Source organism: Oceanococcus sp. HetDA_MAG_MS8, assembly GCA_019192445.1.
Classification (GTDB): Bacteria; Pseudomonadota; Gammaproteobacteria; order Nevskiales; family Oceanococcaceae; genus MS8.
Genome location: JAHCMK010000003.1, coordinates 41,090 through 65,838 on the forward strand (window position 1 = coordinate 41,090; position 24,749 = coordinate 65,838).

The following is a 24,749-nucleotide window of genomic DNA, read 5'->3' on the forward strand; positions in this document are numbered from 1 at the left end:
GTCGTTAAGCGCTTGAGAGGAGGCTTGGGCGTGCTTTGCGGCTTCTTCAGGGCCCTCCAAAGCGCAGTGTTTAGAACCTAGGCTCGCGCTCGGGCGTTAAGAAAAACCCCAGCACCTCGCTGCCATCACGATAGGGGACGATGGCAATCAGAGTCGAGGGGCCGTCCACCTGGGGGTTTTCTGAGGCTGGACGAATGGTGGCCAAGCCCGTGGCATCCAGTGTTTCATTGCAGCGGGAGGCTAAGAAAAACTCGTAGAGGTTAAAACGGGTGTTGATCAGGCTGAGCTGACCCGCCAAAGTGCAGTCCTCGATACTACGTCCGCCAAAGCCGCCTTGGTCATCGAACTCCAGACTGATGTTCTCCCGGCCAAAGGGATCGAGGTCGCGCCATTCTCCAGCACTCAGCTCAAATCCGGAGATGCGCTCATACCAATTCTGCACATAGCGGCCGTCGACAGTGGCATCAACCTCCTCACCGGAAAGAGTGCCGAAAACTCGGCCATCTGGTGCGAGTCGAACATTGAGCACCGCCGGACGTATCCGGCGCTCAAACTCGGGCTCCTCTTCTTCGCCAGGGGTAATGTCTTCAAGCTCAGGCTCAACCTCGACCAAGTCAAACCACAAGACATTGGCGCGGCGATCGGCGGTATTGTCGTTGACCACGAAGCGGCCGGTGATGAACTCATCCAGCGAGTCTTTTTGACGATAGGCCACCAGGCGATTGTCGGCTCCATCCGGTGCCTCATCACCGAAGATCAACACCCAGTTCGCGGTTTGATCGTCACTGCGAATGGTTGCCTCGTAAATTCCACCCAGGGCCGCCGAGCTGCCTTCAATGTCCGGCGGGGCGATCACATCAGATTCTGAGCTGCACCCGCAGAGAGCGAAGCTGAGCACAATGGCCATCGCTCCGAGTGGTCGCCAAGCGTTGGAGGCGTGTTTCATAGCAGAACTTGCTCTCGGATAATTTGCCAACGACCATTTCTCTGGGCCCAGACCAAGCGCTTGCGCGTTTGGTCGGAATAGCGCTCGGATGTGTAGCTTTGCACGTAGCGGAAATCGATAGAGCCGTCGCGGCGGATTTTTGTTTGCACATCCGAGACTGAAATCTGTGCAGCACGCGCTTTGGGAACTTTTTCTCGGCGGTCTTCGGCCCAACTTTGCCGACTTTGGCCCAAACTGGGCTCAAAATCGGCGGCGTAATGCGACAAGTAGGCGGCAGCGTCGCCGCGTTGCCAGGCCTCTAGCCATTGCTGATGGGCGCGCCAAGCAGGCATTGCGACTGCAGGGATGCTCGCTGCGGTGGCCGCCGATCGTGATGGCACTGCCGCCTGCGACGACGGGAGGGCTGCTGGTGTGGTTTGCGGCTTGGCCAGGCCAGCTTTTTTGGGGGTCTCGCTGGGCGCTGGAGGCAGCACGGTGTTTTTGGGTGCCTGTTTTGTCCTTGCGGGCATTGGTTGCAGGCCAGGGACTGATCTTGACGTTGGCACTGAGCCAGGCTGGGACACGGGGCTTGGGCGAGGGCTAGCGCTGGGCTGGACGGGCCGCTGAGACACGGCGGAAGTAGAGGGGGTTAAAGCGGCCGCCCGCTGTGCGGCCAGACTGGCTTGCTGGGCATGCAGCGCCGCTTGGTTCTCCAGCGCGGGAAGGTAATCAGGATGGGCGGCCAGCACCTCCTTGAGCACCGCCGCGGCTTGCAGAGCTTGGCCTTGGGCCGCGAGAACCACAGCGAGATTGTTGCCGGGTTCTGGAGTTTCCGGGTGCTGTTGATGCAGACGCTCAAAGATTCGAGCGGCGAGGCTGAGCTCACCTTGTCGGTGTGCCAACAGCCCCTTGAGGTATTGCAGCTGTGGGTCTGGGCCGAGTACTGGCTCGAGGTTGCTAATGAGTTGCTGGGCACGTGCCAGCTCCCCAGTCTGTAGGGCCGCTTCAACTTCGCTCAAATTGGCTGCAAATGCACTTAGGCTGGTCAACAACATTGCCAGCAGTGCAGGAGCGAGGCCACATTTGCCCAAGTACGCCATGGTGTCCTTTCCCCAAGGGAGGTTGCGGTGTGTGAATGCCGGTTCACAAACCCGAGGGTTCACATGGTACTAAACTGTCAAGACAGTGAATGTGCAGGCAACGCCAAAGTGATGTTTTTCCAGCGCGCGTATATGCAGTCGATTGTCCAGCGGTTTCTAGCCTGCGGCCGGTTGGTCACTGCGTGCATACTCGCAGTGGCGGTGACCGCGTGTCAGAGTGAGCAGGACGATATTGAGCAGCTCCTATCGCCTCTGCCAAGTTTGGCGCCTTCACCCAGTACTGCGCCTACGGCGACTCCGTTGCCGTCACAGGCTCCCACTGCGACACCAGCCCCGCGCCCGACGGCGACGCCCAGCCCGGTCGCTCTGCTGCAGTCATTGGAGTTCACGGTCAACGGGCAAAACACCCGAGTCACCGTGGACGGCGACACTCAAGAACTCACAGTGGAATATGGCAGCAATCAGTTTGGCCCTGCTGAGCTCAGTGCTTTTCAGGGGGCTCCCGGTGCCGGAATCGTGCCTGCGGTCGGGAGTCAATTTGACCTGGACCAACCTCAGGCCTTGGTTGTGCGCAGTGCGGACAACAGCGAGCAGCGCAGCGTACAAATTCGGTTCGTCCAAGATCAGGACTTTGGTCAGCTGCAAAGTTCTGCTGTAGAACAAAGCTGCACCGATTTCGCTTTGTTTGATGAGGGCTCCAAGTGGCTAGAGAACAACACTTGGAATGTGGAAAGCTTTGCCCAAGATCAATACAGCCAGTGCATTTTCCGCGGCCCCGCGCCTGCAGCAAAAATGGGCTGGAGTTGGAGCTTTCCCCTGGCACAGGCCTCCGAGGTCTACTCCTACCCGGAAATCATTTTTGGATGGAAGCCTTGGTTTCAACAGTCCACAACAGTGGTTTTGCCCAAACGACTCGGTTCAATTCGCCGACTGGATGCGGACTTTGCGGTAGAAACCTACAGTATCGGTAGCGGCCTGAACTTGGCCTTCGATATGTGGATCACGGAAGGAGCCGTTGCTTCTTTGCCCGCCATCCGCTACGAGCTCATGGTCTGGGAATATGAGCCTGGAGGTGTTGTCCCCTTCGGAGAATTACGCGCTACCCTGCGTACGTCTGAGGGACGTTATCTGCTGTATCAGGGGGAGCCAGACTGGGAACCAGAGGGTGCGAATTGGACCTACCTCGCCTTTGTTCGAGAACAGCCTCGGTTGCAGGGCGTGGTGCCCATTGGAGAGATGATTGAGGCCTTGATCCAGGCTGAGATTGTGGATCCAGATCTGTACTTGGCGTCAATTGGTTTTGGTAACGAAATTGGAGCCTCTAGCGGCTACACCGTAGTTCACCGCTACGATCTGAGCATCGAGTCTGAGACTGCCCCTTAAGGGGGGATGAGCATGCCCATCCTGGCCAGTTCACCGAGGGTGCACCGCGCTGCACGCCCACGGCGTACTCCAGGAATCACACAGTGGGGTGATTGATTGTTGTCGGCACATCCCCGTGCCGGAGGAGCAGGGGCGGCAAGCCTGCTAGGCCGAGCCCAGCTTTCGCTGCATCACTATGGTTCGGCCCTCATCTTCCCAAACGGTTTGGTCCATGACGCGCCGGATCAGGAATAAGCCGCGTCCACTCTCCTCCAGCACGTCGGGGACCGTGTCACTATTGTGCTCGGAAGGGCGAAATCCAGGGCCTTCGTCCGTCACCCTGAGCTCCGCGACACGACTGGATTTGGCCAGACGAAGCTGTATGCGCACCAGACGGTGGCAATAGGGCGGTTGTTGCTCACGCTGCGCGATGAGTTGATCGTAGCCAGACCATCCTAAATCTTCGCGTTGGTGGCCGGGAATCTCTAAGTTGCCATGGATGACAGCATTCAAAAGGGCTTCATGTGCTGCCAATCGAATGTGCTCTAAATCCTGTGACTGCGCGCCAAAGGGCTGCACACAACGTGTGATGTGCTGACAAACGCCGGCTGTGGCCCCGACGCGAGATTGCATCTCCCAATGGTGCTCAGCGGTAAATAGGGGGTCTACCGTGTCCTTGCGCGCATCCCACCAGCCCTGGCAGCGGGCCAAGGTCGCATTGAGTTGGGCGCGCCCAAAAGGCTTCAGTAAGAAGTCGACGATGTTGCCGCGCACCGCACGTGCCGCCTCGCGGAAATCTGCATGCCCGCTGACGATGACGGTGGGAAGCTCGATATGGTGGTCGGCCAGGGCGCGCAGCATGGAAAAGCCATCGAAATCAGGCATTTTGATGTCGAGGAACAGCGCATCGAAATTGTGAGGTGTTTGCTGCAAACGAGCCAAGGCGGTCCGTGCATTGGTGTCCGCGGTGACCACATGCCCGAGTAACTGCAAGCTATTGGCGATTTGCTCGACGAAGCTTGCATCATCATCAACTAACAACATGCGCATCGATGGCGGCCTCCGAGTAAGCGGGAAGTTCAACTTGCATAGCGGTGCCACTGGCCGAGCTTATCGCGCGAATCTTCCCGTGGAGTTCGTTCTCAACGATGGTTCTTGCGATGTAAAGCCCTAAGCCGCGATGTCCTTGATGAGACCTTCCTGTGGTGAAGGGGTCGAACATCACTTTCTCCAGTTGCGCAGGCACTCCGCTGCCATTATCGCGAATGATGATCAGGTTGTAATCCACGTAGCTTCGCAGCTCTATGCGAATGGATGGGTTGGCTTGGTCAGCCGCGAAGGCATGGTCCAAAGCATTGTTCACCAAAGCCATGCACACCTGTTTTATCAAACTGGGTTTACTCATGACATGCACGGCCTCCGTACGGCCATGCAGTTGTATTGTGACCCCGCACTGCGCGCAGTGCGGCTGCATTAACTCGACGAAATCACTGAGCAGTTGAACCAGGTCCACAAGTTGCGTGGAGGCATAGGTTTTGGTGTTTGAGTGCAGGCGATATTTGCGCAGCAGGGTGCGTGCTTGGCCCAGAGCCTGCTCCATGCGTCTAAAGGTCGCCGCAGACGCGGCCTGATCATTGTTGCGTTGTTGCCCATCAATGGCTTTTGGGGGTGTCTCCAGTACGGCTTGCAAATCATCCAAGGCGAGCTGGGCAATGCCCAAGGGGGTGGCGAGTTCGTGGGAGATGGTTGATAGCACGCCCTCAAAACCCAAATGCCGTTCCGAGGCCAATAGCTGTTCATGCAGTTGTTTGGTCTGCCGTCGGTGTTTGGCACGCAGGCGTTGTTGTTTGACGTTGTCCAAACGGCGTTTGCGTTGGGCCGCGCCGAGCTGGGTCAGCAGGGCGGAAAAAAGCAATAAGGAGGCCAGCTGCCAGTGGGGGTTTTGCAAATTCCAGCTGTGCTGAGGGTAGGGCTCGGTACTGGCATGGAGGCCAAACTCCAAGTCGCCCAGGAGCAGGCGGCGCTCACTTTGAATGAGGTCTGTAGTTCGCGGAAGCGTCCCCAAATCGACCGTGACAGCTGTGGAGCTGGGGCCTCTCAACTCTAGTCGGGCGCCTGCCAAGAGTGTGTTGGCAGTCTGCTGAAACGCGAATAGAAATGCGCTGAGGTTCAGATCTGCGATAACCGCCCCAGGGCGTGCTCGAGTCGCTAAACCCAACACCAGTCGGGGTTGCTGGGTGGCCCCAGTCAGCGTCATTGCGTGAACGTCCGAGCTTGTTTGTGTGGCCTCCAGCAGCGTGGCCCATGCCAACGGAGGCTCATGGCCCAGCCGATGGAACACCCGCTCTGCTGGAAATCCCAGTCGTAGCAGGGGACTGCCGTGGAGATCCACCCAATAAAGCTGCGACAACCAACCATGGTCCCGCAAGCCCAATGTCTCCAACTCTTGGCTGAAGACCGAAGCGTCGTTGCCGCCTCCGTCCACGATCAAGCGAGCCAATTCCAGGCTATTTCGAGCTTGCTGGAGCTGGCTCTGTAACTGGCTGCTCGCAAAGGTCAGCAGGTCATCGAGGTCGTCGCAGCGTGTTGCCCGCGCCTGATACAGGCTGAGGGCAATCAACACTGTAAACAGGCTCAGCGATGCCAGGCTGAGGGCAGCGAGTCCGCGTTCACGGGCGTCCCAAGCAAACCGTGGCCGGGTTAACAACGCGAGGGTAGCGCGCTGCATGACAAAGTAAGTACATCCGCTGACAAGCCACTGCGAGACCCAGAGGCTACTTAAAGCCGCTGCATCAGCTTGGGTTTGATGATCGGCGAGGATGATGCTTTGAAGCGTCGCCAGCAGGCTGATGACCCCTAGGTCATACCAGCGCGCCGCACGTGGCAAGTGGCGGCGCAAGCTATACAGACGCCGCCGCATAGCTCGCGCCAGGAGAATGCCACTCAACCAGGCGCAGCTGAGATGAGCGGCGGCAATCCATAGGCCATGGTGATGTGGACTCGGCTCAATGACGGCGTCTATGTGATGTCCAAACACGCTGGCTACGGCAGCGAGAAGCGCGGTCCCCGGTTTGAAAAAGGCCACCGCAATGCTCAGCACTCCTACTTCCAGGGGAAGTATGGCCCCCGCGTCATTGGGTATGAGTATCGCGCTGATGACAGGCAAGAGTCCGCTGGCAGCAATCACGAGAAGGCTGGAGTGGGACTTTGTTGGTCGCTGCGCGGTATCACTCACAACAAAAGGAGTTGGCCCAAAGGTCTGCAGGCGTACCTGCCAGCGTTGAGTCTACCGGGTTGTGGTTTCTTCAGGCGCTAGGGCTTGTTTGTGCGCGAGCCTGAAGGGCTAACCAGCGGCGCAGGCTCTCATGCGCCTCTGCGGTTTCCGGCGCTGGCGCCCGGAGTAATTCATCGCGTGCAACAGCGGCCAGTGAACGCAGCATGTCTTGTTGCGCTTGGTTCAGGCTGCGTGGTTGGGTGTCGATCAAGCACAGCGTGCCTAGCCGTATGTCGGGTGATACTTCAATCGGTGCCCCAGCATAAAACCGAATGTGCGGGGCCCCTGTAACTAGGGGGTTATCGGCGAAGCGGGGATCTAGTGTTGCGTCCTCCACCAGCATGATGTCCGGTTGCAGGATGGCGTGACTGCAAAAGCTCACCGAGCGCGCGGTTCCAGGAATGTCCAAGCCTACGCAGGCCTTAAAGTGTTGTTGGTCGGTATCCAGCAAAGTCACTAAGGCAATGGGCACGCCAAAGGTTGTGCTGGCAATGGAGGTAATTCGCTCGAAGCGCTGTTCCTTGGGCTTGTCCAGCAAATCCAGCGCATGCAATACGGCGAGGCGCTCGTCTTCATTGCGAGGCTTGGCGGCTTCCAACATCAGGATCTCTCCGGCGCTGCGGGCTTGGTTAAAGCCCCTGCTGGCCTGTGGTCAATATCTTGGGCTATGAGGGGGTTCCCGCCACGAGCTGCGGGCAGTAAGGGCGTAGAACGGGGAGCGGGTCCAGGCAATTTTCAAGCCATCGGGCACGTTGGGAGGCTAAGCAGACTCCAGGAAAATCTCCGCGCGCATCACCAATATCGCGCATGATTTGGAAATGCAGGTGTGGCACCCAGCCCACATTCTCGTGGGGTTGGCCGATGCGGGCGATACTGTCACCAGCGCTCACAACCTGACCCGGCTGCAGTTGGCGAATGGAGTCTGCCGCCAAGTGGCCATAGAGGCTAAAGAAGGGCATGCCTGTTTCACTGCGGTGCTCCAGAAGCACGGTGGGGCCGTAGTCTCCATGCGCTGTGTTGTTACCGATGGAATGCACCACGGCATCCCAGGGTGCGAAGACAGCTGTGCCTGCCGGTAGCCATAAGTCCAGGCCGAGATGAACGCTGCGAATGTCTTGGCCGGCACCAAACAACGAACTCATGGCGTACAGGGCACGGTCTTCCCCATAGCCGCCCAAGCCCCAGGTACAGCCGGCCCTTGCCATTTCCGTCTTCAACCAGTGCTCAAAGCGGGGGATGTGGGCGCAGTCCATCTCCGCTAGGCGCGGGTTGTGCCGGCTCAAATCCAGAAGTAGGCCGGGCTGGGCAAGTTGCTCGGTTGGCAGCAGAGCTGCCGCCGGCGCGGGCGTAGGAGTCATGAGGATGAGGACTAATGGGGAAAACGCGAATATACCGAAGCCCTATGCATCCTGGATGCAGCCCAACGCCTGCGTGTTCACTGCAAACCGCACTGTTAGGGGGGCTGCGTGTCCCTCAGCAGATATTCGTCGCCTCAATGAGCTCCCCAAATCATCTGATACAAGGTGCGCTCCGCCGGGAATGTTTATTCCATTGCCAAAGGCACTAATAGCCCATCTGCCGTGCCGCCAAATCTTTCATGATCTCTAGGGAACCGCCTCCGATGGTGAGTACCTTGGTTTCGCGGTAAATCCGCTCCACCTTGCTTCCCCGCAAATAGCCAGCACCACCGAGAATTTGCATGGCCTCATTGGCGACAAATTCCAAGGTGGTCGTAGCGTAGGCCTTGAGCATGGAGAGCTCTGCGACGGGCATCTGTTTTTGGCTCACGCGCCAGGTGAGCATGTCCAGATTGGCTTTGACTGCCTCAATGCGGGTTTTCATATCCACTAACTTGTGGCGGATCACTTGGTTTTTGATCAGAGGCTTGCCGAAAGTTTCGCGCTCCCGCGCATAGTTCAAGGCCTCCTCGTAGCAGACCTGGGCAAAAGCGCTGGCATTGGCGATGAGGCCAATGCGTTCACTGTTGAAGTTCAGCATGATGGGCATAAAGCCGGCGTTTTCTGGGCCAATGCGGTGGCTTACCGGCACTCTGCAGTTTTCAAAGTACAAAGTAGCCGTATCCGAACACCACCAGCCCATTTTTTCCAGTGGCGTGCGCGTCAGGCCGGGGCTGTCCCCCTCAATGACGAGTAAGGAAATGCCTCCAATGCCGTCGCCGCCGGTGCGTACGGCGGTAGTGATGTAATCGGCGCGCATGCCCGAGGTGATGAAGGTTTTGCAGCCATTCACCACATAATGATCGCCATCGCGTTCGGCGCGGGTGCGCAGCTGGGCAACGTCGGAACCGCCGCTGGGCTCGGTGACGGCGAGGGCCGCAATTTTCTCGCCCGCCAACACTGGCGCCGCAAAACGGGCTTTTTGGTCGGGGCTGCCGGCGTGAACAATGGGTGGAGTGGCAATCCCATGGGTCATCAGGCTGGCAATCAAGCCGCCACTGCCGGCTCGCGCCAGCTCCTCAGTCACGATAATGGGGTACCAGGGGTCGGCGGGAAAGCCGCCACAGTCCTCGGGAAAACCAATCTGCAGTAAACCTGCGTCAGCTGCCTTGCGATGTAGCTCGCGAGGCAGCTCTTCTGCGACTTCCCAGGTCTCGATATGCGGGCTGATTTCCGTTTCGGTAAAGCGCCGCACTTCGTCGCGAAAGCGCTCATGGTCATCCGTGTAGAACGGGGATTGGGCCATGACTGTCTCCTCTGGTCGGCCGAGTTTTATGGAGTTGCACAGATTTTGATGGCCCCACGATGGGCGCCGAGCATCTGCTGTTGGATGAGTGCTCAGCCCGACATTGCCGTCGCGTGGTCGGAGCATTGATCACCATCCTGCTGGCAGCATAACCATGCCATTGAACAATGTCACCGATAATGGAGGTGCTAGCCCACAGTGGTCGTAGGGCATGGGCGGTGGCCGCATTCAGCCAAGGCCTGCTTGGTAGCAGCAAGCTGGGCCAGGGCTAGGGCCAGGGCCAGAGGGAGCGGTAAGGGTAGGGGTATGCGATTTGCATCCCTCAAATCCCATCCCGCATGTGTTTTCGACTCCGTGGCCGTACGCCATCTCCGCCCACTCATGTTCAACCTTCTCCCTCATGCGCCCTGGTAGCGCGCCATTGCTGTCTGTAATTCGTGACGTTGCCGACTGCGCCGCGGTTATTGCGGCGACGTGTGTGAACAATTGGCAGGGGGTGGAGCAGGTGGCTCCGATTGTGGAGTTGGAGCCTGAGCACAGTGATTGTTTAGGTGCCTACCTGCACCAATGCCAGCAGCCAATATGGCTGCGGCTGAGCGATGGTGTTGATGCAAAGCTGCACCAGGCTTTAATGCAGGTCTGTGCCCAGGTGGGCGCTGTGCACGTGTTGCCGATCTTTGGGCCGGACCAGCAACACTGCGCGACTGTGGCCCTCCTGTATGAGGGGGCTACTGATGAGGTCACAGCCCCGCCGTTATTGGAGTCCTTGGCCAAAGCCTTGGCGGCGGACCTGGACACACGTGCTCAGCTCGCCACCCAGCGCCTGAAACTCAAAGCCCTAGAGCATGAGCATTGGAAGCTTGAGGCGACTCTACGTGGAACACATGCGGGTACCTGGGAGTGGAATGTGCAAACCGGTGAAACCCGCTTCAATCAGCGTTGGGCGGAGATCATTGGCTACGATTTAGATGCGCTCCAGCCAGTGTCCATTCAAACCTGGCAAGACCACACCCATCCCGATGATTTGGCCGAGTCCGAGCGCTTATTAAACGCACATTTTCAGGGCGAATCAGAGTTTTACGAATGTGAAGCGCGCATGCGCCACCGTGATGGTCATTGGGTATGGGTGCTGGATCGCGGAGAAGTGCGTACCTGGACCGCCGATGGTCAGCCGGAGTGGATGTACGGCACGCATCAAGAAGTGACTGAGCGGGTGGAACGCGAGCGACGGCTGCAACGCAGCGAGGAGCGCTTGCAGCGCATTAGCGAAACAGCCGGAGTGGGCGGCTGGGAAGTGGATGTGGCAACTGGGCAGATGAGTTGGTCGGAACTGACCTTCCGTATTCACGGCTTGCCGGTAGGGCCTGTGCCATCGGTTCCTGATGCCATCGAATTCTATGCGCCTTCAGCGCGAGCCAAGATCCAGCAGGCGGTAGACGAGGGCATGCACCATGGAACGCCCTGGGATTTAGAACTGCCGTTTATTCGGGCTAACGGCGAGCAGATCTGGGTGCGGGCCGTCGGGCGGGCAGAGCGTGTTCATGGCGAGGTGGTGCGCTTGACCGGCGCCTTTCAGGATGTCACCGAGGCGCGCAAGCTACGGTGTTCGCTACTTCTGAAACAGCGTGAGGCTGCGCGGCGGCGCCGCGAAGTGGAGCGCCAGCAAAAGGAGCTGGAGAAGTCCAACCAGTTGTTACACAACTTTGCCTACATGGTGAGTCATGATCTGCGGGCACCCTTGAACAACATGCGCGGAATGCTGGATTTATTTCTGGCTGAGATGCAGTGCGAACTCAGCGCGAACCAGGAGCAGTGTCAAACTTATCTGCTGGACGCTATCGACAGAATGAATGCTCGCATAGCAGGCCTGCTGGCTTTGTCGCGGGTTCAATCTCAAGACTTACAAGTCAACCCCAACTGCGCCAAAGAAATGGTTCAGGACGTCCTTGCGGATTTAGACTCATCGATTCAGGCCGCTAAGGCTGAGGTTGTCGTAGGCGAGTTGCCTACCGTGTGCTGCGATCGAGGCTTGGTCGAGCAGGTCTTGCAGAATCTGCTTGAAAACAGTCTGCGCTACGCAGCCTCTCCCTCGCTGCAGATACACATCACAGGCGGCACTCGGGAGGGTCGGGCCTGGTTGCGCCTAGAGGATAACGGGCCGGGTATTCCCCAGGCAGATCGTGAGCGCATCTTCGATATGTTCGAACGAGCCGCGGGGGACGTTCAGGGTTCAGGTTTGGGCTTAGGGATATGCGCCTTGATCATGCGTAAGCATGGAGGGCGAATCTCCTGCGAATCCGCCCAGAGTTTCCGCCTCGGAGCGGCCTTCTTGCTGCAGTTTCCCTTGCGGAAATAAGGTTGTGGGCGCGAAGTGCGTGTCCCATAGCACGGCTGCGATGACGGCCCCGATGAAGATCAGGCCCCACAGCCCAAGCAGCTGTAACCAGAATCGAGACTGCATCAGGCTCCTCTCCCCAGGAAGAAGGGCAGGTGGCGTTTATGCGCCACCTGCCGGAACCCAAATACCCAAACTGGGACGCTGTTCGGCCTTAGCTGCCAGCCTGGAAGGGCATGGAAGACTGATGTACGGCGATTTTTAGCTGGTCGTTGGCGTCTTTCACATATGCCAGGGTGTATTCCACTTTGACGTCTTCGCCTCCCGCAGCCGGAGTGAAGTAGTAATTGCCCATAGCAACCGCCACTTTGCAATTGTTATTGATGATGCCGGCATTCTCCCAGCGCACCTTGCTCCAACCTTTAATAGCGAAGCCTTTGTCCTCTGGGTAGCTGGGGTTGCCGCCCACAAAGTAGCTCAGCGCCGAATCGAAAGAATTCCGGAACTGCTTTTCGGCGGCAAGCGTAGGCTTGAAGAGCACTGAGCCCAGGTCATAACCGTAGTAGGTTTGGATGTGGTCTTTGGCGGCGGCGACGTAATCGCCATCGTCCCTATGCACCCGACCGATGCGAACAATGCCGTCTCCCCAAGCGCTTTGGGCGTCAATCACTTCGGCTTCAGTGATGCACGCATTGGAATACAGCAAAGCATTGCTCTGCGCCGTTTGGCGGATTTCCGCCGCGGTCGCTGGCGATGCCGCGTATTGGCAACCACTGAGCAGCGTCAGGCTTGCGATGGCGGCTGCGCTGGATAGAACGAAAATCGATTTGCTCATGGGAGTTTCTCCGTGCTGTAGCGTTATGCCAAAAAGCCCTACGGCTTTGGCTTGATACACAGATTGCACCCGAGCAACTAAGCGCGGCTTGCGCAAATGGTGAGTACGGATTAACGACAAAATGAACAATTCATAAAGTCGTCTTTGGTGTGCAGCCCTCGCGATTTGAAGTTGTGCCCGCGACACCCGCTTCCCCTCTCCAAGGTGGCCAGCGCGCGTAAAAACCGCGCCGCTTCTTAAGTGTCCTGCGGCAAGCTCAGGCGGTAGCCTACGCCGCGTACGGTTTGCAGCATGCCGCGGGCTGTGGTGCTTTCGAGCTTGCGACGCAAGCGGCCGATGTACACATCTACAACGTTTGTCAGTGGGTCTACAGATTGCCCCCACACCCGATTCAAAATGCGTTCTCGGGATAGGGCCGTATCCAAGTTCTCCACAAACAACCTGAGTAGATCGAACTCCAAGGCCGTGAGATTAAGCTCGACCTCGTCGACCCAGCTACGTCGAGAACGGGTATCGATGCGCAATGGGCCGAGTGCAAAGTCGCGATTGTCCGGGGCTTGGGGAAGGCGCCGCGCCAGCGCTTCAATACGGGCCAGAAGCTCATCAAAATCGAAGGGCTTGGTCATGTAGTCGTCAGCGCCTGCGCGCAAGCCGCCAACGCGTTCCTCGACCGCATCCATCGCCGTTAACATCAGTACGGGCATGGCATAGCCTTTTGCCCGGATTTCCTCGCACAGGCTCACGCCGTCGGTGCCTGGCAACATACGATCGAGAATGATGAGGTCTGGTGTAGAGATTCGCAGAAAATCCCAGGCCGGCTGCGCCGCACCGACGATATCGCAGTTGTATCCTTCAGCGGTAAGGCCCTTAGCGATAAAGCGTGCGACGCGAGCGTCGTCTTCAACCAGCAAAATATTCACGCGGCCTCTTTCTCCAGTGGAAATCGCAACAGGAACTGCGTGCCCTGCTGTGGTGCGCTGCTTGCCTGTATAGAACCATCATGTGCAGTGACGATGGCTTTTGCGACAGCCAAGCCTAAACCTAAGCCATTACTTGCAGAAGCATCGTTTTGCCCATGGCCGCGGAAGAATCGATCAAAGATGTAGGGCAAATCCTCAGCATCAATACCCCGGCCGTAGTCACGTACCAGCAGTTCGATGCAATCCTCGGCAGTTTTCCACTGCAGAAGAATTTGCTGCCCATCCGCGGAATAGCGAATGGCATTGTCCAGCAAGATGAGCAGCAACTGGCGCAGTCTGTCCGGGTCGCCAAGCAACTGCAGGTCCTCGCCTTCAGGTGCGGTGACACTCAAATCAATCTGCCGGTTCTGAGCCAATTGGCGAACGTCTTTGAGTACATCTCGGCTGAGCTGGACCGGGTCTACGAAGCGGCGATTCAGGCGAATGGTTTGGGCGTCGGCGCGGGCGATGAAGAGCATGTCTTCAACCAAGCGGCTCAAGCCAATGCTTTGGTCAAGAATGGAGGTGAGTGCGTCGCGGTAATCGGCGCCGTCCCGGTCTTTGCCTCGCAATGCCACTTGGGCCTCACCCCGAATGATTGTCAGTGGCGTGCGTAGCTCATGACTCACATCCGCGAAGAAGTGGCGGCGCACACTGTCTGCCCGCTGTAAAGCCGCATTCGCCTCGGTCAGCTCTTGGGTGCGGGCGAGCACCGATTGCTCCAATTCATGCCGGGCATCTTCGCGCTGACGCACCTGCTCTGAGAGCTGGGAGGCCATGGTATTAAAGGCCTCAGCCATGCGGTCGAACTCAATATCGAAGCCGCGTGGGACGCGATGTTGCAACTCGCCTCGCCCGAGCAATTTCGCCGCTCGCTGAAGTGCGCCTAGGGGCGCGGAAATGCCGCGAACCAGGACCTGCGTGACCAGCAGCGCGCCAATAATCGCGACTAAAGCCAGACCCACAGACGCCCCCACGAGTTGTACGTGTACGCGATCGATTTTTTGGTTCATGCGCTGAACAACGGCTTGTTGGCGTTCTAACGCAGCGTTCACAGCTTCCCTAAAGCTGATGTCGATGCGGTCTTCAAGGATGGTGTTCACTTTCAGGGCACGTGCACGCCCAGCTGGGAGTGGGAACAAGGCCTCAAATTCGGCAATGATTGTGTCGATCAGCTCTTCCAATGCGCCGGTGTCTTCGACGGCGCCAGGGGCTGCTGCTGCACCTAAAGCCCGCCGCTGTTCTAGCTCCAGCATCCGAATGCGTGCCAAGGATTCAGCGATGGATGCACGCTTGTTGCGAACGATGGTTTGGTTGGCTTGTGTGCCCAGCAAGATTTCGTCAGTGAGCTGTTTGAAAAGTCGATAGGCATATACAGAAAGCTGCAAATGCTCGGACAGCAAGCTGTGGGCAACATTGGCCTGCTCAAGATGACGTTCTGTGGATTTCACAGCCCACACCGAGAGCATGGCAGCTCCAGCGACGATCGCTACAGCGAAGATGGCAACGAGTCGGATCTTTCGCTGATACATGTTCAGGTGCGGTCGGAATGTCGTCACAGCTTATCCAATGCGCTCACCCGGCGTTATCTTTCAGTGATGGTTTTGGGGTGGCGAGGCCATACCGCATTGGGCATAGCGGGTTTTTGCAGAGCTTGCGCTCCAGGCAGGCGTGGGATGGTGTGTAGACATGACTAAGCGCGTAGGAGCAGTGCGTCGGGGCCACAGGCAGAAAGGTACAGCCGCTGCCGGGCTGCAGTGGTGGTGCTCGTAACCGCTATGGTGCAGGCCGAAAGCTAAGTGACGCAGCAGCGTTTCATGAACGCTGCGCATCGGAAACATGAACCAACGATGAATCGCTGCAACTCTCTGCGGCCGTTGGGTGGGGGCTGCTGAATGGTCGCTGACATTTGACCGCCGAGCTCAGTTTCTCCCTGTCACCTGAGCGCAGCTACCATGGGCGCACTATGACACCCCCAAACCTCATTATGCAGCTGCTTCAATCCGCGTTCGGCGTCTTCATCGCTTGTGGTTTTCTGGCCTGTTCCGAAGAACAGCAAGCCACCCAGAATGGGACTACAACTCAAGCTGCGTCAGCGCCGCCTGCGCCCCAAGTTCGCGTTCAAGACATGTTCTCCTTCGCCCAGCCAGAGGTGGTTCAAATCCAGGATCTGCAGCTAGATCTCAAGCTGGATTTTGAGTCACGCCAGCTCTCGGGGTGGGCGACCTATACCTTAGACTGGAAGACTTCTGCGCCCAAGTCGCTGGTGCTGGATACGCGCGACTTGACCATCCATGCGGTTCAAGGGCTTGATGCCGGCCAGTGGCACGATCTGGATTATGCGCTTGATGCGCCGGACCCAGTCTTTGGCGCCAAGCTCAGTATCACCAGCCCCATGCCCTTTCCACGCATACGCCTGCGGTACACCACCTCTGCGCAGGCTTCGGGCTTGCAGTGGCTGCGGCCTGCGATGACGGAGGGTGGAGCCTTGCCGTTCATGTTTAGCCAATCGCAGCAAATTCACGCGCGCTCCTGGGTGCCGCTACAGGACACGCCTCAGGTGCGCTTCACCTACAGCGCCCGTATCACCGCGCCTGAAGAGGTCATGGTGCTGATGAGTGCGGATAACGACCCTCAGGCTGAGCGCGATGGCGAATACCGCTTCAACATGCCACAGCCTATTCCCTCCTATTTATTGGCGATTGCAGCCGGCGATTTGGTGTTCAAACCCATCAGCGAGCGTAGCGGGGTTTGGGCAGAGCCCAGCGCGGTCGATGCGGCGGTTGCGGAGTTTGCCGATACCGAAACCATGATTGAGGTGACCGAGAAGCTCTATGGTCCGTATCGCTGGGGCCGTTACGATATGTTGGTGTTGCCCCCCTCCTTCCCCTACGGAGGGATGGAGAATCCGCGCCTCAGCTTTATAACGCCCACTGTGATTGTGGGCGACAAATCGTTGGTGTCGCTCATTGCCCATGAGCTGGCGCATAGTTGGTCGGGGAATTTGGTCACCTTCGCCGCGCCGCACGAAGGCTGGCTCAACGAGGGCTTTACCAGTTATGTGGAGAGCCGCATTGTGGAGGAGCTATACGGCACCGGACAGGTGGCTATGGAACGCACGATTGCCCGCAATGCGCTGCGCGTGAAGTACGCCGAGATTGAGCCCGAGTTAGAGCTTTTGGCGCCAGAGCCGGGCGTGTTAGCGACTCCAGATGAGTCCAGCAGTGCCACGATTTACACCAAAGGGGCGTGGTTCCTGCAGTTTTTGGAAGAGCGTTTTGGCCGTGATGTGTTTGATCCCTTTTTACGTGGTTACTTCGATCACTTTGCCTTTCAAAGCATCACGAACAGCGCGTTTCTGGACTATCTCAAACAACACCTTTTAGAGCCGTATCCTGGGCGGGTGCGCATGAGCGAGGTAGAGGAGTGGCTGTTCCAGCCAGGTATTCCCGCGCAAGCCCCCGTGACTCGCTCCCAGAGGTTTTCGGCGGTAGATCAAGCGCGTGAACAATGGTTGAGGCAGGGCGAGTTGCCCCAGGCGGAACTGACCCAGGCTTGGGTCACTCAAGAGTGGGTGTATTTTCTGGAAGGCATGCCGGCCACCTTGGAAGTCGCACAGTTAGCAGCCCTGGATGCGGCCTATGGGTTCACGGGAACGGCCAACGGGGAAATCGCCCAACGTTGGTATCCGCTCAGTATTCGCAGTGACTATGTTGCCGCGCGTCCCGCCATCGCCAATTTTTTGCGCAATGTCGGACGGCGCAAGCTCATCATGCCCAGCTATAGAGCCCTGGTGGCAACGCCAGCCGGGCTGGCTTTTGCCCAGCAGACCTTTGAGCGAGCACGCCCCGGTTACCACCCTATTACGACCGGGTCCGTAGATGCGGTGATCCGTCGAGCTCAGCAGCGTTATGCGGCTCAGGAGGAGGACCAAGAGCAGGAACAAGAGCAGGAGCAAGATTAGGACTGGCTCTCAGCGGGGGCGTCATACAGCACCCTGCTACTGCATTGCGCTCCGCACGGGGGTTTCATTGAGCTGCTGGCGGTTTGGCTGGCCAGGGCGGGGCGGGTGCTATGCTCCAGGGCACCTGCGTCAATGCAGGCTGGAGAAGGAGACAAACAATGCGAGAACTACGGGCCATTGGCTTGGCGCTGGTAGGCGTGCTGGCTGTGCAAGCCTGCGGGGGCGGGCGTCCCGATAAGCTGGGTGCGGCGGAGGTTCTCCGCGCTGATAACCACCCAGCAGGCGAGCCCTTAGCGGGCATCAAGACCGAGCTTATTCGCATTGATTCCAGCGCTGTTCAGCAAGCCCTAACCCCGGTTCCTGCCGCCGAGGACCCCCGCCTGCCAGAGGCTATCCTGAGTTACTTACCCGGCTCTGAGCCCACTAGGCTGGTGGTGATGTGCCACGGTTTGAATCAAGATGTGCGCAGGGTGTGGGTGCAGCATACGGAAGCCGTCGCGCGGAGCGATACGGCTGCACTCGCAACCAACTACCGCGACAATTTCCGCTTTCCCATTGCCAAGGGGGCGCATGACGTCATCGCGGCAACCTTGCAGGTCAAAGCCCGTTTTCCAAGTATCGAAACGGTCTACTTAATGGGCGTGTCTATGGGGGGCGCTGTCGCCGCGACGGCCATTACAGAGTCCATCGCCTTGTCAGCAGATGGACAATCGCTATTTCAGCACTGGATTGCCCCGGAGCCGCTCACCAATTTAGTTGAGGCTTGGGCGGAGGCCAGTGTGGCCTTGCCGGCAATCGCGGCAGACATAGAACATGATGCTGGCGGCACGCCGCTTCAGGTTCCGGCCGAATATGTGCGGCGGAGTGGGGCGCTTAATGCCGATATGATGGCGGCTGGTGACTTAAAAACCCTGACCATGACCCATGCCGTCAATGATGGGCTGGTGGTTTACAACCAAGCTCGCGAGATGGCGACCGCCGCCGCAGCATTTGGCATTCCGACGCAGCTTTGGACGGTTTTGCGCGTGGCTCCGGAGCAAGACACAGGGAGCCAACTCACAGCGGCGATTACAGGGTTTATTGGGGCCCCAGACCCCACGCAGCCCCTGGGGTTGTCGGGACATGGCTGGGAGGGTGACCCGCATCACCCTATTATGCGGATCGCCTTCGAGCAGTTAGAGATGTTGCTCGACGGCAGTTATGACGAATCGCTGCCCTATGCCGAGTACTTGGTCGATGAGGGTGAGCCCGGCCTCTAAGGCCTTCTGAGTTACAAGTTGAGCTCTTGAATGCGCTCTTCTAAGCACTCGATGAAGGCATGTAGTTTGGGCGAGCCAAAACGGCTCGCGGGATACACCGCGTATAAGTGAGCAGCCCCGAATCCTTGGTAATGATTTAAAACCTGGCGTAGGCGACCCTGCTTCAGGTCGTCAACGACGCTGTAGTTGGGCAGCAAAGCCAGCCCCACACCGTCGAGCACCAGCTGGCGTAGAACCTCCGCGCTGTTCACTTCCAGGGCTGGCCTCACTGCGGCTTGGACTGGGCGACCTTGGTAGCGAAACAGCCACTGCATATTGCCCAGCCCGGAGTAACCCAAGCACATATGGGACACCAGCATGTCGACATCATCCGGAGTGCCGTGCTCGGCGAGATATTCGGGCGAGGCGCACATGGCGAATTGTACGGTGGTCAGGCGCTTGGCCACCATGTCAGGCGGTGGTCGATCCGTGACTCGGAGGGCGAGGTCGAAGCCTTCGCTCAAGAGGTCCACCATCTGGTCGCTGGCGTGGATTTGTAGCTGAATATCCGGATATCGCGCATGGAAACCCGCCAACATCGGGGCCAGCAATAGCTGACTGATGGACTGCACCGTCGTCATCCTGAGCTGTCCACGCGGCTGAGATTGCAAGCTGTGCACGGCCTCTTCAGCTTGTTGTAGTTCAGCGATGATGCGGGCGCAGTGCTTGGCCAGTCGGTGGCCGGCCTCTGTGAGGGCTAACTTACGGGTGCTGCGCCTTAACAGCTGTGCTCCCAACTGCTCCTCCAGTTTCGCCACACGTTTACTGATCACCGAGGGCGTCAGTTCCAGCTGATTGGCTGCACCTACAAAGCTACCGGCCTGGACGACGGCGTAAAAGGTGTGCATCAAAGGCCAATGGTCCATAAGCCAATTCATTCCCTAAAGGAAATAGTCTTTTTCATTAAACGCTATTTATCCATGAATAGGCTAGGGCTAGTCTGAAGCTTTACTGCTGAAGAGGGTCAGAACCATGACCGCCACACCTCAGATTTCACCGTCCAGCAAGCCGATGCAGCGCAGGCTGCAGCAACCCACGCCTGTAGCGCAGGCATGGGCAGTCACGGACACCGAGATTTATGCCGATCTTTGCTACGGTCGGGATGACGACGAGCCGGATCAGGGGCTGCCACCGAGCTTTGATGTGCTCAGACTCTGGCGCCAGTGGGGGCAGTCATGACTGTAGCGGCGCAGCTGCCGATGGCTATCTCAGGTGCACCGCAGGCCTCAGCGGCGCAGCCGACCATAGCGCAGCCACTTTGCGTTCCAGCCAGGGACGGATTCAGCCTGGGGGCGACCTGGTTTAAAGCCGCGACCGAATCCAGTTCTCGTTGGCTCATCATCAACAGTGCTACGGCAGTGCCGCAACGGTACTACCGGCATTTCGCCAGCTACATGAGTGCGGCGGGGTTCAACGTGTTGACCTTCGATTATCGCGGTATGGGCTTATCCAGGCCTCAGTCTCTAAGGGGTTTCCGAGCCTTGGCCAGCGATTGGGCGGAGCTTGATATGGCCGGAGTCATTGATTGGGTCCATGATGAGCATGGTCCAGAGCAGCTGATCGTCGTCGGTCACAGTATCGGTGGCCAGCTCATGGGGCTGGTCGACAATCCGCACAAAGTGGACGCCATGCTCACCGTATCCTCACAAAGTGGGTATTGGCGCTTGCAAGGAGGCGAGCAGAAGTGGGCTGTGTTGGCGCATATGCATCTGACTTTTCCGGTGTTGTCCCGGCTTTTTGGTTACATGCCCTGGAGCAAACTAGGCAGCAGCGAAGATATGCCCCAAGCCGCCGCTTTGCAGTGGGCGGCCTGGTGTCGCCACCCAGACTATGTGTTGGGAGATGCCCGCCTTCCCCTTCAACGCTATCAGCACTTCAGCGCTCCGGTGTTGGCTTACAGCGTGGCCGACGATAAATGGGGTACTGCGCGGGCGGTGGATGCCATGATGCGCGCTTACCCTCAGGTGGAGCGCAGGCATATACAGCCACAGACATGGGGTTTAAAGCAGCTAGGCCACTTTGGTTATTTCAGGCCCAGTGCACAAGTGCTGTGGAGCGAGGCTTTGGAGTGGCTGGATTCTCTGCCGCAGGCGCAGCGCTTGACGGGGGTGGTGCATAGCGGTTCGCCATGCTGGAGTTTGCGTCAATAAACTGACGCTATTTACCTCCGGGAAAGCTCCACTTATGATGCAGGTGTGAAATTTATGTTAAGACCCTCGCGCAACAGCGGCGAAGGCTCAACGTAGGAGAACCCCATGAATCTCACCCTTGCTCGTCAGTTTGTAGAAGAAGCCCTGGAAAACGGTTTGCAGCTCCACGGCATTAGCGTGAGTGGTCACCCGGCCATCAGTTTCGATCCGCTGAATCCGCGAGCCGAAGAAGCCCGCCGAATTTTTCAATCCACTGAAGGCTTGGTGCGTGATTTGCTCCGCGCCGCCATGATAGAGCACTGCCAGAAGCAAGAGCTGCCAGCGGAGTTGGATTCCACGCAGGCTCGCGCAGATTTGCGCAGAGAAATGGAACAGGCCCAAGTTACGCATTAAGTCTGGTGATAACAGCGCCGCTGCGGGACGAGCAGCGGCGCCATCGCATGAGAAAGGTGGGTGCTACAACGACCGCCGCACCCATTGCCCACGATCTGCGGGGCCGCGGCAGGCCCATACAGTGCGGGTCTCCAAATTGATGTACAGCACGGCATCAGTCGCCGTGCCCTGGTCGTCTTCGGCGTAGCGATTGATGCTATCTACGCCGTCGCTGCGATCCGAGAAGATGGCCAGCAGCCGGCTCTCATCAACTTGCCCCTCTAAGAGCATGCTTTGCACGCGGCTGAGCCGTGCCGCACTGCTGCTATTGGTGGGTTCGGCTTGAACACGAGCGTGCTCGTCGGCTAAGCAGTGATTTGAGCGCCCCAGTGGTTGTTCGCCGGCATCCCTCAGGTAGGCACCGCTTGGTGAGCGTTCCCATTCATGCCGGGTTTGGGTGTCGGCCATCCAATAACTATGCGCGGCAGCCACTGGCGCCTTTTCCACCAGCGCGGAGGCCTGTGCCGCAGTTTCGCAGCGAATAGCTCGGTGCAAAACGCCCAAGTAGCCGACGCCTGGTTTGGCGCCCAGAGTTTTGAGGTTGGTGGTGCCGACGGCAACGCCATGTTCGTTGCCGCCCATGAGCGTTAAGCAGCCAGCGCAGGTCACAGAAAACGTGGCTGGTCCAGCGAGAGGGCGACGCTGTACGCCGACCACAAAATCGACATCCTGCGGGTTCAGGTCCCAGGTTTGGCCAGCCCAGGCATGGCCATGACGACTGTAAGTTGGAGGCACCATGATGGAGGTGCAGCCCTCCGCGTCTGCAGCGAAATCGTGCCCAGGCGCTTGCTCACCTAATAGCACCACGTCGCGCATATCGGTCATTTGAGTGGCGGCATACAGGGCTACGGAGTCTACCTTAGCGCCTTGGGCAATACCTCGATGCTCTTCCATTCCTGGTCCGTCCCAGGCCGTATGAATATCCATAGACTGCCGGGCAACCTCACTCAGCGAATCCACCAGTTTCGGTTGGCCGCGCTCACTGCCGTAGGACCGCATGGCGGCAAAGCGCATATCCACAAAGGCTTGAATCTGCTCCCGCCAATGCTCGCCTTGGGCCTCTCCCATGGCGCTGGGTGGTCCAGAGACTTCAAGAATGTCGAGTGTCAGTGCGGCCATGGGCGGATGTGCTCAGCAAAGGGGAGAGGGTTAATCCGTAATTTTACTCGGTTGAGGAAGCGCTGATTGAATCGTCGAGCGCAGCAAGGTGAGTTGTCGCCGGAGCGCAAAAACCGGAGTGTATGTGGGTATACATGAGGATTTCGAGCACCGCCGACAACTCAGATTGCAGGTGCAGGCATTAAATCAGTACTTCCTTAACTGGATACAGGCTGCCGTGGGCTTGGGTGCCGAAGAGAGTCGAGGCCATTGGCGCTGCCCTCTCTTGATCTTTGCTTGCCAATACTCTATGGTTCTTTGGAGTATTGGAAAATGAAAATGTCACTCGAGTACAGCAACAAACAACTGGAAAAAGCGACGGCCATTTTTAAAGCCTTGGCTGACCCAGAGCGCTTGGACATCCTGGTGTCGCTGGCCTCGGGTGAGGCCTCCGTGAGCGAGTTGGCGCAGGCACGTCAGCAGCGCTTAGGCACCGTATCGGCCCGGTTGCAGGTGCTGTCCCGCGCCAATCTGCTGCGCCGTCGTCGTGATGGTCAAGTGGTGCTGTATTCGCTGGCCGATGACCACGTCGTAGAACTTATCGAAAACGCATTGGCACACGCCGATGAAGATCACCCAGGGCACGCGGACTAACAGCCTATGCTGCGAATCCAACTGCTCCACTCAGGTCCGTCCCAAGGAGTCAGTCATGAGCACCTGTAACAACCCTCAACACCACAATCATAACCACGAGCATGGGCCCAACTGCGGGCATACCGCCATTCAACATGATGGCCATGTGGACTACCTGCATGACGGTCATCTGCACCATCCCCACGAGCAGCATGTGGATGAGCATGTGTTGCCGGTGACGGCCACAAACCCCAGCGATTGTACCCCGGATCACCAGTGCAGCGGTCATGCCGATGGCCACGTCCACGGCCCCGGCTGCGGACATGAAGCCGTTCCCCATGGGGATCACGTGGATTATCTGGTCGATGGTCATCTGCACCATCCACATGGCGACCATTGCGACAACCATGGCCCGGTGACGGTGGTCTCTGCCTGAGACCCTGCTAGCCTGAGCACTCGCCCGCGTTCACAGATGGCTGTGAGCGCGGGCTCGGCTCCATACCGCGGATCGACGTAACAAGGCTGTGGCGCAGAGGCGCTACTGAGGTTTGTCTGTGCTCAGTCTGCCGTCAAGAGGTCCTTCGAGCACGCAGCTCCACAATATGGTGTCCACACGATCCAGCTCTTCGGGCTGGTCCGTGATGCACTCTAAACGGCTATCCAGGCAGTCATCCCGATGGCTGATGCTGAGTTCCTCATCCACCATGTTCAGGCTCAGCACGCCTTCGTCGGTGACTATCACCGCCTTGAGTCGCTGCAAAGCCAGTGTGCTTAAACCAGCGCGCAGTTTGGATGCGGAAAAAACATAATGGGGCTCGAAGACCCAGCCGCGGCTGACGAAGCCGTCCCCGGCATTATCGACCCGCACAAAGCCCTGCTCGGAATCTGCTGCCGAGGTGGGGGGCGACAGTGTTTGGGTGCCGCGCTCGTGGGCATGCGTCTTGGCATTCTCCTGCGCTAGCGCGGCCGCGCTCCGTGCTGGCTCAGCCAGCCAAGCGATGTCGAGACGACCCTGCTTCACGGCATGCACCGGGGCTTCGGTGCCAATGGTCTGCGCCATGAAATGCTGGAGACGGTCCAGATCATCTACCGCATAGGTATCGGACTTATTGGCCACGATCACATCGGCGATTTGTAACTGCTGCACAAAGGTGGGGTGGCTGGTGTAGCGGGAGTCCGACACCTTACGGGCGTCGACCAAAGTGATCGTCGCTCGCAGATCCAACACCCCGGCATAGTGCGGGGCACCCAGCGTCTGCATCACTTCTACCGGATGGCCCAAACCGGTGGGTTCAATCAGCAGGCGATCGGGGCGCGCCTGTTGTAGCAGCGTATTCAGGGCGACCTGCATGGGTAGCCCCGCAGCACAGCACATACAGCCGCCCGGAACTTCGCGAATAAAAATCCCGCCCTGTTCGTTGGCCTGGCTATGAAACAGGGCACCATCAATGCCCACCTCGCCAAACTCATTAACCAGAACCGCCCAGCGCTCGGATGCTGGCTTACTTGCCAGAAGATGCCGTATCGCTGTGGTTTTCCCTACACCGAGAAAGCCGGTCATGATGTTGGTGGCTACCGCATGAATGAGGGGCATAGCGAAATGAAAGCCTGTGTTGGGGTTGCGAGCTGGCTACTGTGCCCCTCTTTGAGAGGACATAATGTTATGAAATATCATCCCAGT

The 24,749-nt window shown here is 58.2% G+C and carries 22 protein-coding genes; 9 read left to right on the forward strand and 13 right to left on the reverse strand.

The genetic code is table 11. The features are described 5' to 3' along the window. Positions 1-70: 70 nt before the first annotated feature. Complete coding sequence (locus KI787_05945) at positions 71-946, reverse strand: hypothetical protein (protein MBV6629484.1); 876 nt, start codon at positions 944-946, stop codon at positions 71-73. Beyond that, a complete protein-coding gene (locus KI787_05950; protein MBV6629485.1) occupies positions 943-2,025 on the reverse strand; it encodes a tetratricopeptide repeat protein in 1,083 nt (360 codons plus the stop codon). Before KI787_05950 ends, KI787_05945 begins: the two co-directional genes overlap by 4 nt. A 195-nt stretch (positions 2,026-2,220) precedes the next feature. Here KI787_05950 and KI787_05955 point away from each other — a divergent pair, with 195 nt between their 5' ends. Continuing rightward, complete coding sequence (locus tag KI787_05955) at positions 2,221-3,408, forward strand: hypothetical protein (GenBank protein MBV6629486.1); 1,188 nt, start codon at positions 2,221-2,223, stop codon at positions 3,406-3,408. 144 nt (positions 3,409-3,552) lie between these two features. On the opposite strand, the gene KI787_05960 is transcribed toward KI787_05955, so the two are convergent. From KI787_05960 to KI787_05980, 5 genes are all read right to left on the reverse strand, one after another. Continuing rightward, a complete protein-coding gene (locus tag KI787_05960) occupies positions 3,553-4,437 on the reverse strand; it encodes an ATP-binding protein (GenBank protein ID MBV6629487.1) in 885 nt (294 codons plus the stop codon). Then, positions 4,418-6,574, reverse strand: coding sequence for a HAMP domain-containing histidine kinase (locus KI787_05965; protein ID MBV6629488.1), 2,157 nt, complete (start codon positions 6,572-6,574; stop codon positions 4,418-4,420). Before KI787_05965 ends, KI787_05960 begins: the two co-directional genes overlap by 20 nt. Before the next feature lie 118 nt (positions 6,575-6,692). Further along, positions 6,693-7,262: a GAF domain-containing protein gene (locus KI787_05970; protein MBV6629489.1), complete on the reverse strand. Its 570-nt coding sequence runs from the start codon at positions 7,260-7,262 to the stop codon at positions 6,693-6,695. A 64-nt stretch (positions 7,263-7,326) separates the two neighbouring features. Further along, entirely contained in the window at positions 7,327-8,019 is a 693-nt protein-coding gene (locus tag KI787_05975; GenBank protein MBV6629490.1) for a peptidoglycan DD-metalloendopeptidase family protein, read from the reverse strand. 205 nt (positions 8,020-8,224) lie between these two features. Then, complete coding sequence (locus KI787_05980) at positions 8,225-9,364, reverse strand: acyl-CoA dehydrogenase family protein (protein MBV6629491.1); 1,140 nt, start codon at positions 9,362-9,364, stop codon at positions 8,225-8,227. A 478-nt stretch (positions 9,365-9,842) separates the two neighbouring features. Here KI787_05980 and KI787_05985 point away from each other — a divergent pair, with 478 nt between their 5' ends. Then, positions 9,843-11,720, forward strand: a complete 1,878-nt coding sequence (locus KI787_05985) for a PAS domain-containing protein (protein MBV6629492.1) — start codon at positions 9,843-9,845, stop codon at positions 11,718-11,720. A gap of 193 nt (positions 11,721-11,913) precedes the next feature. On the opposite strand, the gene KI787_05990 is transcribed toward KI787_05985, so the two are convergent. The 3 genes from KI787_05990 to KI787_06000 all read right to left on the reverse strand — a co-directional run bounded on the left by KI787_05990 (position 11,914) and on the right by KI787_06000 (position 15,052). Next, a complete protein-coding gene (locus KI787_05990) occupies positions 11,914-12,534 on the reverse strand; it encodes a hypothetical protein (protein MBV6629493.1) in 621 nt (206 codons plus the stop codon). 236 nt (positions 12,535-12,770) lie between these two features. Beyond that, complete coding sequence (locus KI787_05995; GenBank protein MBV6629494.1) at positions 12,771-13,454, reverse strand: response regulator transcription factor; 684 nt, start codon at positions 13,452-13,454, stop codon at positions 12,771-12,773. After that, a complete protein-coding gene (locus KI787_06000; protein ID MBV6629495.1) occupies positions 13,451-15,052 on the reverse strand; it encodes a HAMP domain-containing protein in 1,602 nt (533 codons plus the stop codon). The genes KI787_05995 and KI787_06000 overlap by 4 nt, the downstream gene beginning before the upstream one ends. Before the next feature lie 407 nt (positions 15,053-15,459). Between KI787_06000 and KI787_06005 the strand changes: the two genes are divergently transcribed. Together KI787_06005 and KI787_06010 are read left to right on the forward strand one after the other, a co-directional pair. Continuing rightward, entirely contained in the window at positions 15,460-17,457 is a 1,998-nt protein-coding gene (locus KI787_06005) for a M1 family metallopeptidase (protein MBV6629496.1), read from the forward strand. Between the two features lie 158 nt (positions 17,458-17,615). Beyond that, positions 17,616-18,716: a prolyl oligopeptidase family serine peptidase gene (locus tag KI787_06010; protein MBV6629497.1), complete on the forward strand. Its 1,101-nt coding sequence runs from the start codon at positions 17,616-17,618 to the stop codon at positions 18,714-18,716. A gap of 11 nt (positions 18,717-18,727) precedes the next feature. Here the strand turns inward: KI787_06010 and KI787_06015 are convergent, their stop codons facing one another. Further along, positions 18,728-19,621 carry a LysR family transcriptional regulator gene (locus KI787_06015; protein ID MBV6629498.1) on the reverse strand — a complete coding sequence of 298 codons (894 nt, stop codon included), beginning with the start codon at positions 19,619-19,621 and terminating at the stop codon, positions 18,728-18,730. A gap of 106 nt (positions 19,622-19,727) precedes the next feature. On the opposite strand from KI787_06015, the gene KI787_06020 reads away from it, so the two are divergent. From KI787_06020 to KI787_06030, 3 genes are all read left to right on the forward strand, one after another. Next, positions 19,728-19,934: a hypothetical protein gene (locus tag KI787_06020; protein MBV6629499.1), complete on the forward strand. Its 207-nt coding sequence runs from the start codon at positions 19,728-19,730 to the stop codon at positions 19,932-19,934. After that, complete coding sequence (locus KI787_06025) at positions 19,931-20,905, forward strand: alpha/beta fold hydrolase (GenBank protein MBV6629500.1); 975 nt, start codon at positions 19,931-19,933, stop codon at positions 20,903-20,905. Before KI787_06020 ends, KI787_06025 begins: the two co-directional genes overlap by 4 nt. A gap of 105 nt (positions 20,906-21,010) precedes the next feature. Next, the gene (locus KI787_06030) at positions 21,011-21,298 is read left to right on the forward strand and encodes a hypothetical protein (protein ID MBV6629501.1); all 288 of its coding nucleotides are present in this window, start codon (positions 21,011-21,013) and stop codon (positions 21,296-21,298) included. Between the two features lie 63 nt (positions 21,299-21,361). Here KI787_06030 and KI787_06035 read toward each other — a convergent pair whose 3' ends face one another. Beyond that, a complete protein-coding gene (locus KI787_06035; GenBank protein MBV6629502.1) occupies positions 21,362-22,456 on the reverse strand; it encodes a hypothetical protein in 1,095 nt (364 codons plus the stop codon). A gap of 312 nt (positions 22,457-22,768) precedes the next feature. Between KI787_06035 and KI787_06040 the strand changes: the two genes are divergently transcribed. After that, on the forward strand, positions 22,769-23,089 hold the full coding sequence (locus tag KI787_06040) for a winged helix-turn-helix transcriptional regulator (GenBank protein MBV6629503.1): 321 nt from the start codon (positions 22,769-22,771) through the stop codon (positions 23,087-23,089). Positions 23,090-23,144: 55 nt separating this feature from the next. Further along, positions 23,145-23,504: a hypothetical protein gene (locus tag KI787_06045; GenBank protein ID MBV6629504.1), complete on the forward strand. Its 360-nt coding sequence runs from the start codon at positions 23,145-23,147 to the stop codon at positions 23,502-23,504. A gap of 102 nt (positions 23,505-23,606) precedes the next feature. On the opposite strand, the gene KI787_06050 is transcribed toward KI787_06045, so the two are convergent. Beyond that, positions 23,607-24,662, reverse strand: coding sequence for a GTP-binding protein (locus KI787_06050; protein ID MBV6629505.1), 1,056 nt, complete (start codon positions 24,660-24,662; stop codon positions 23,607-23,609). Between the last annotated feature and the right edge of the window lie 87 nt (positions 24,663-24,749).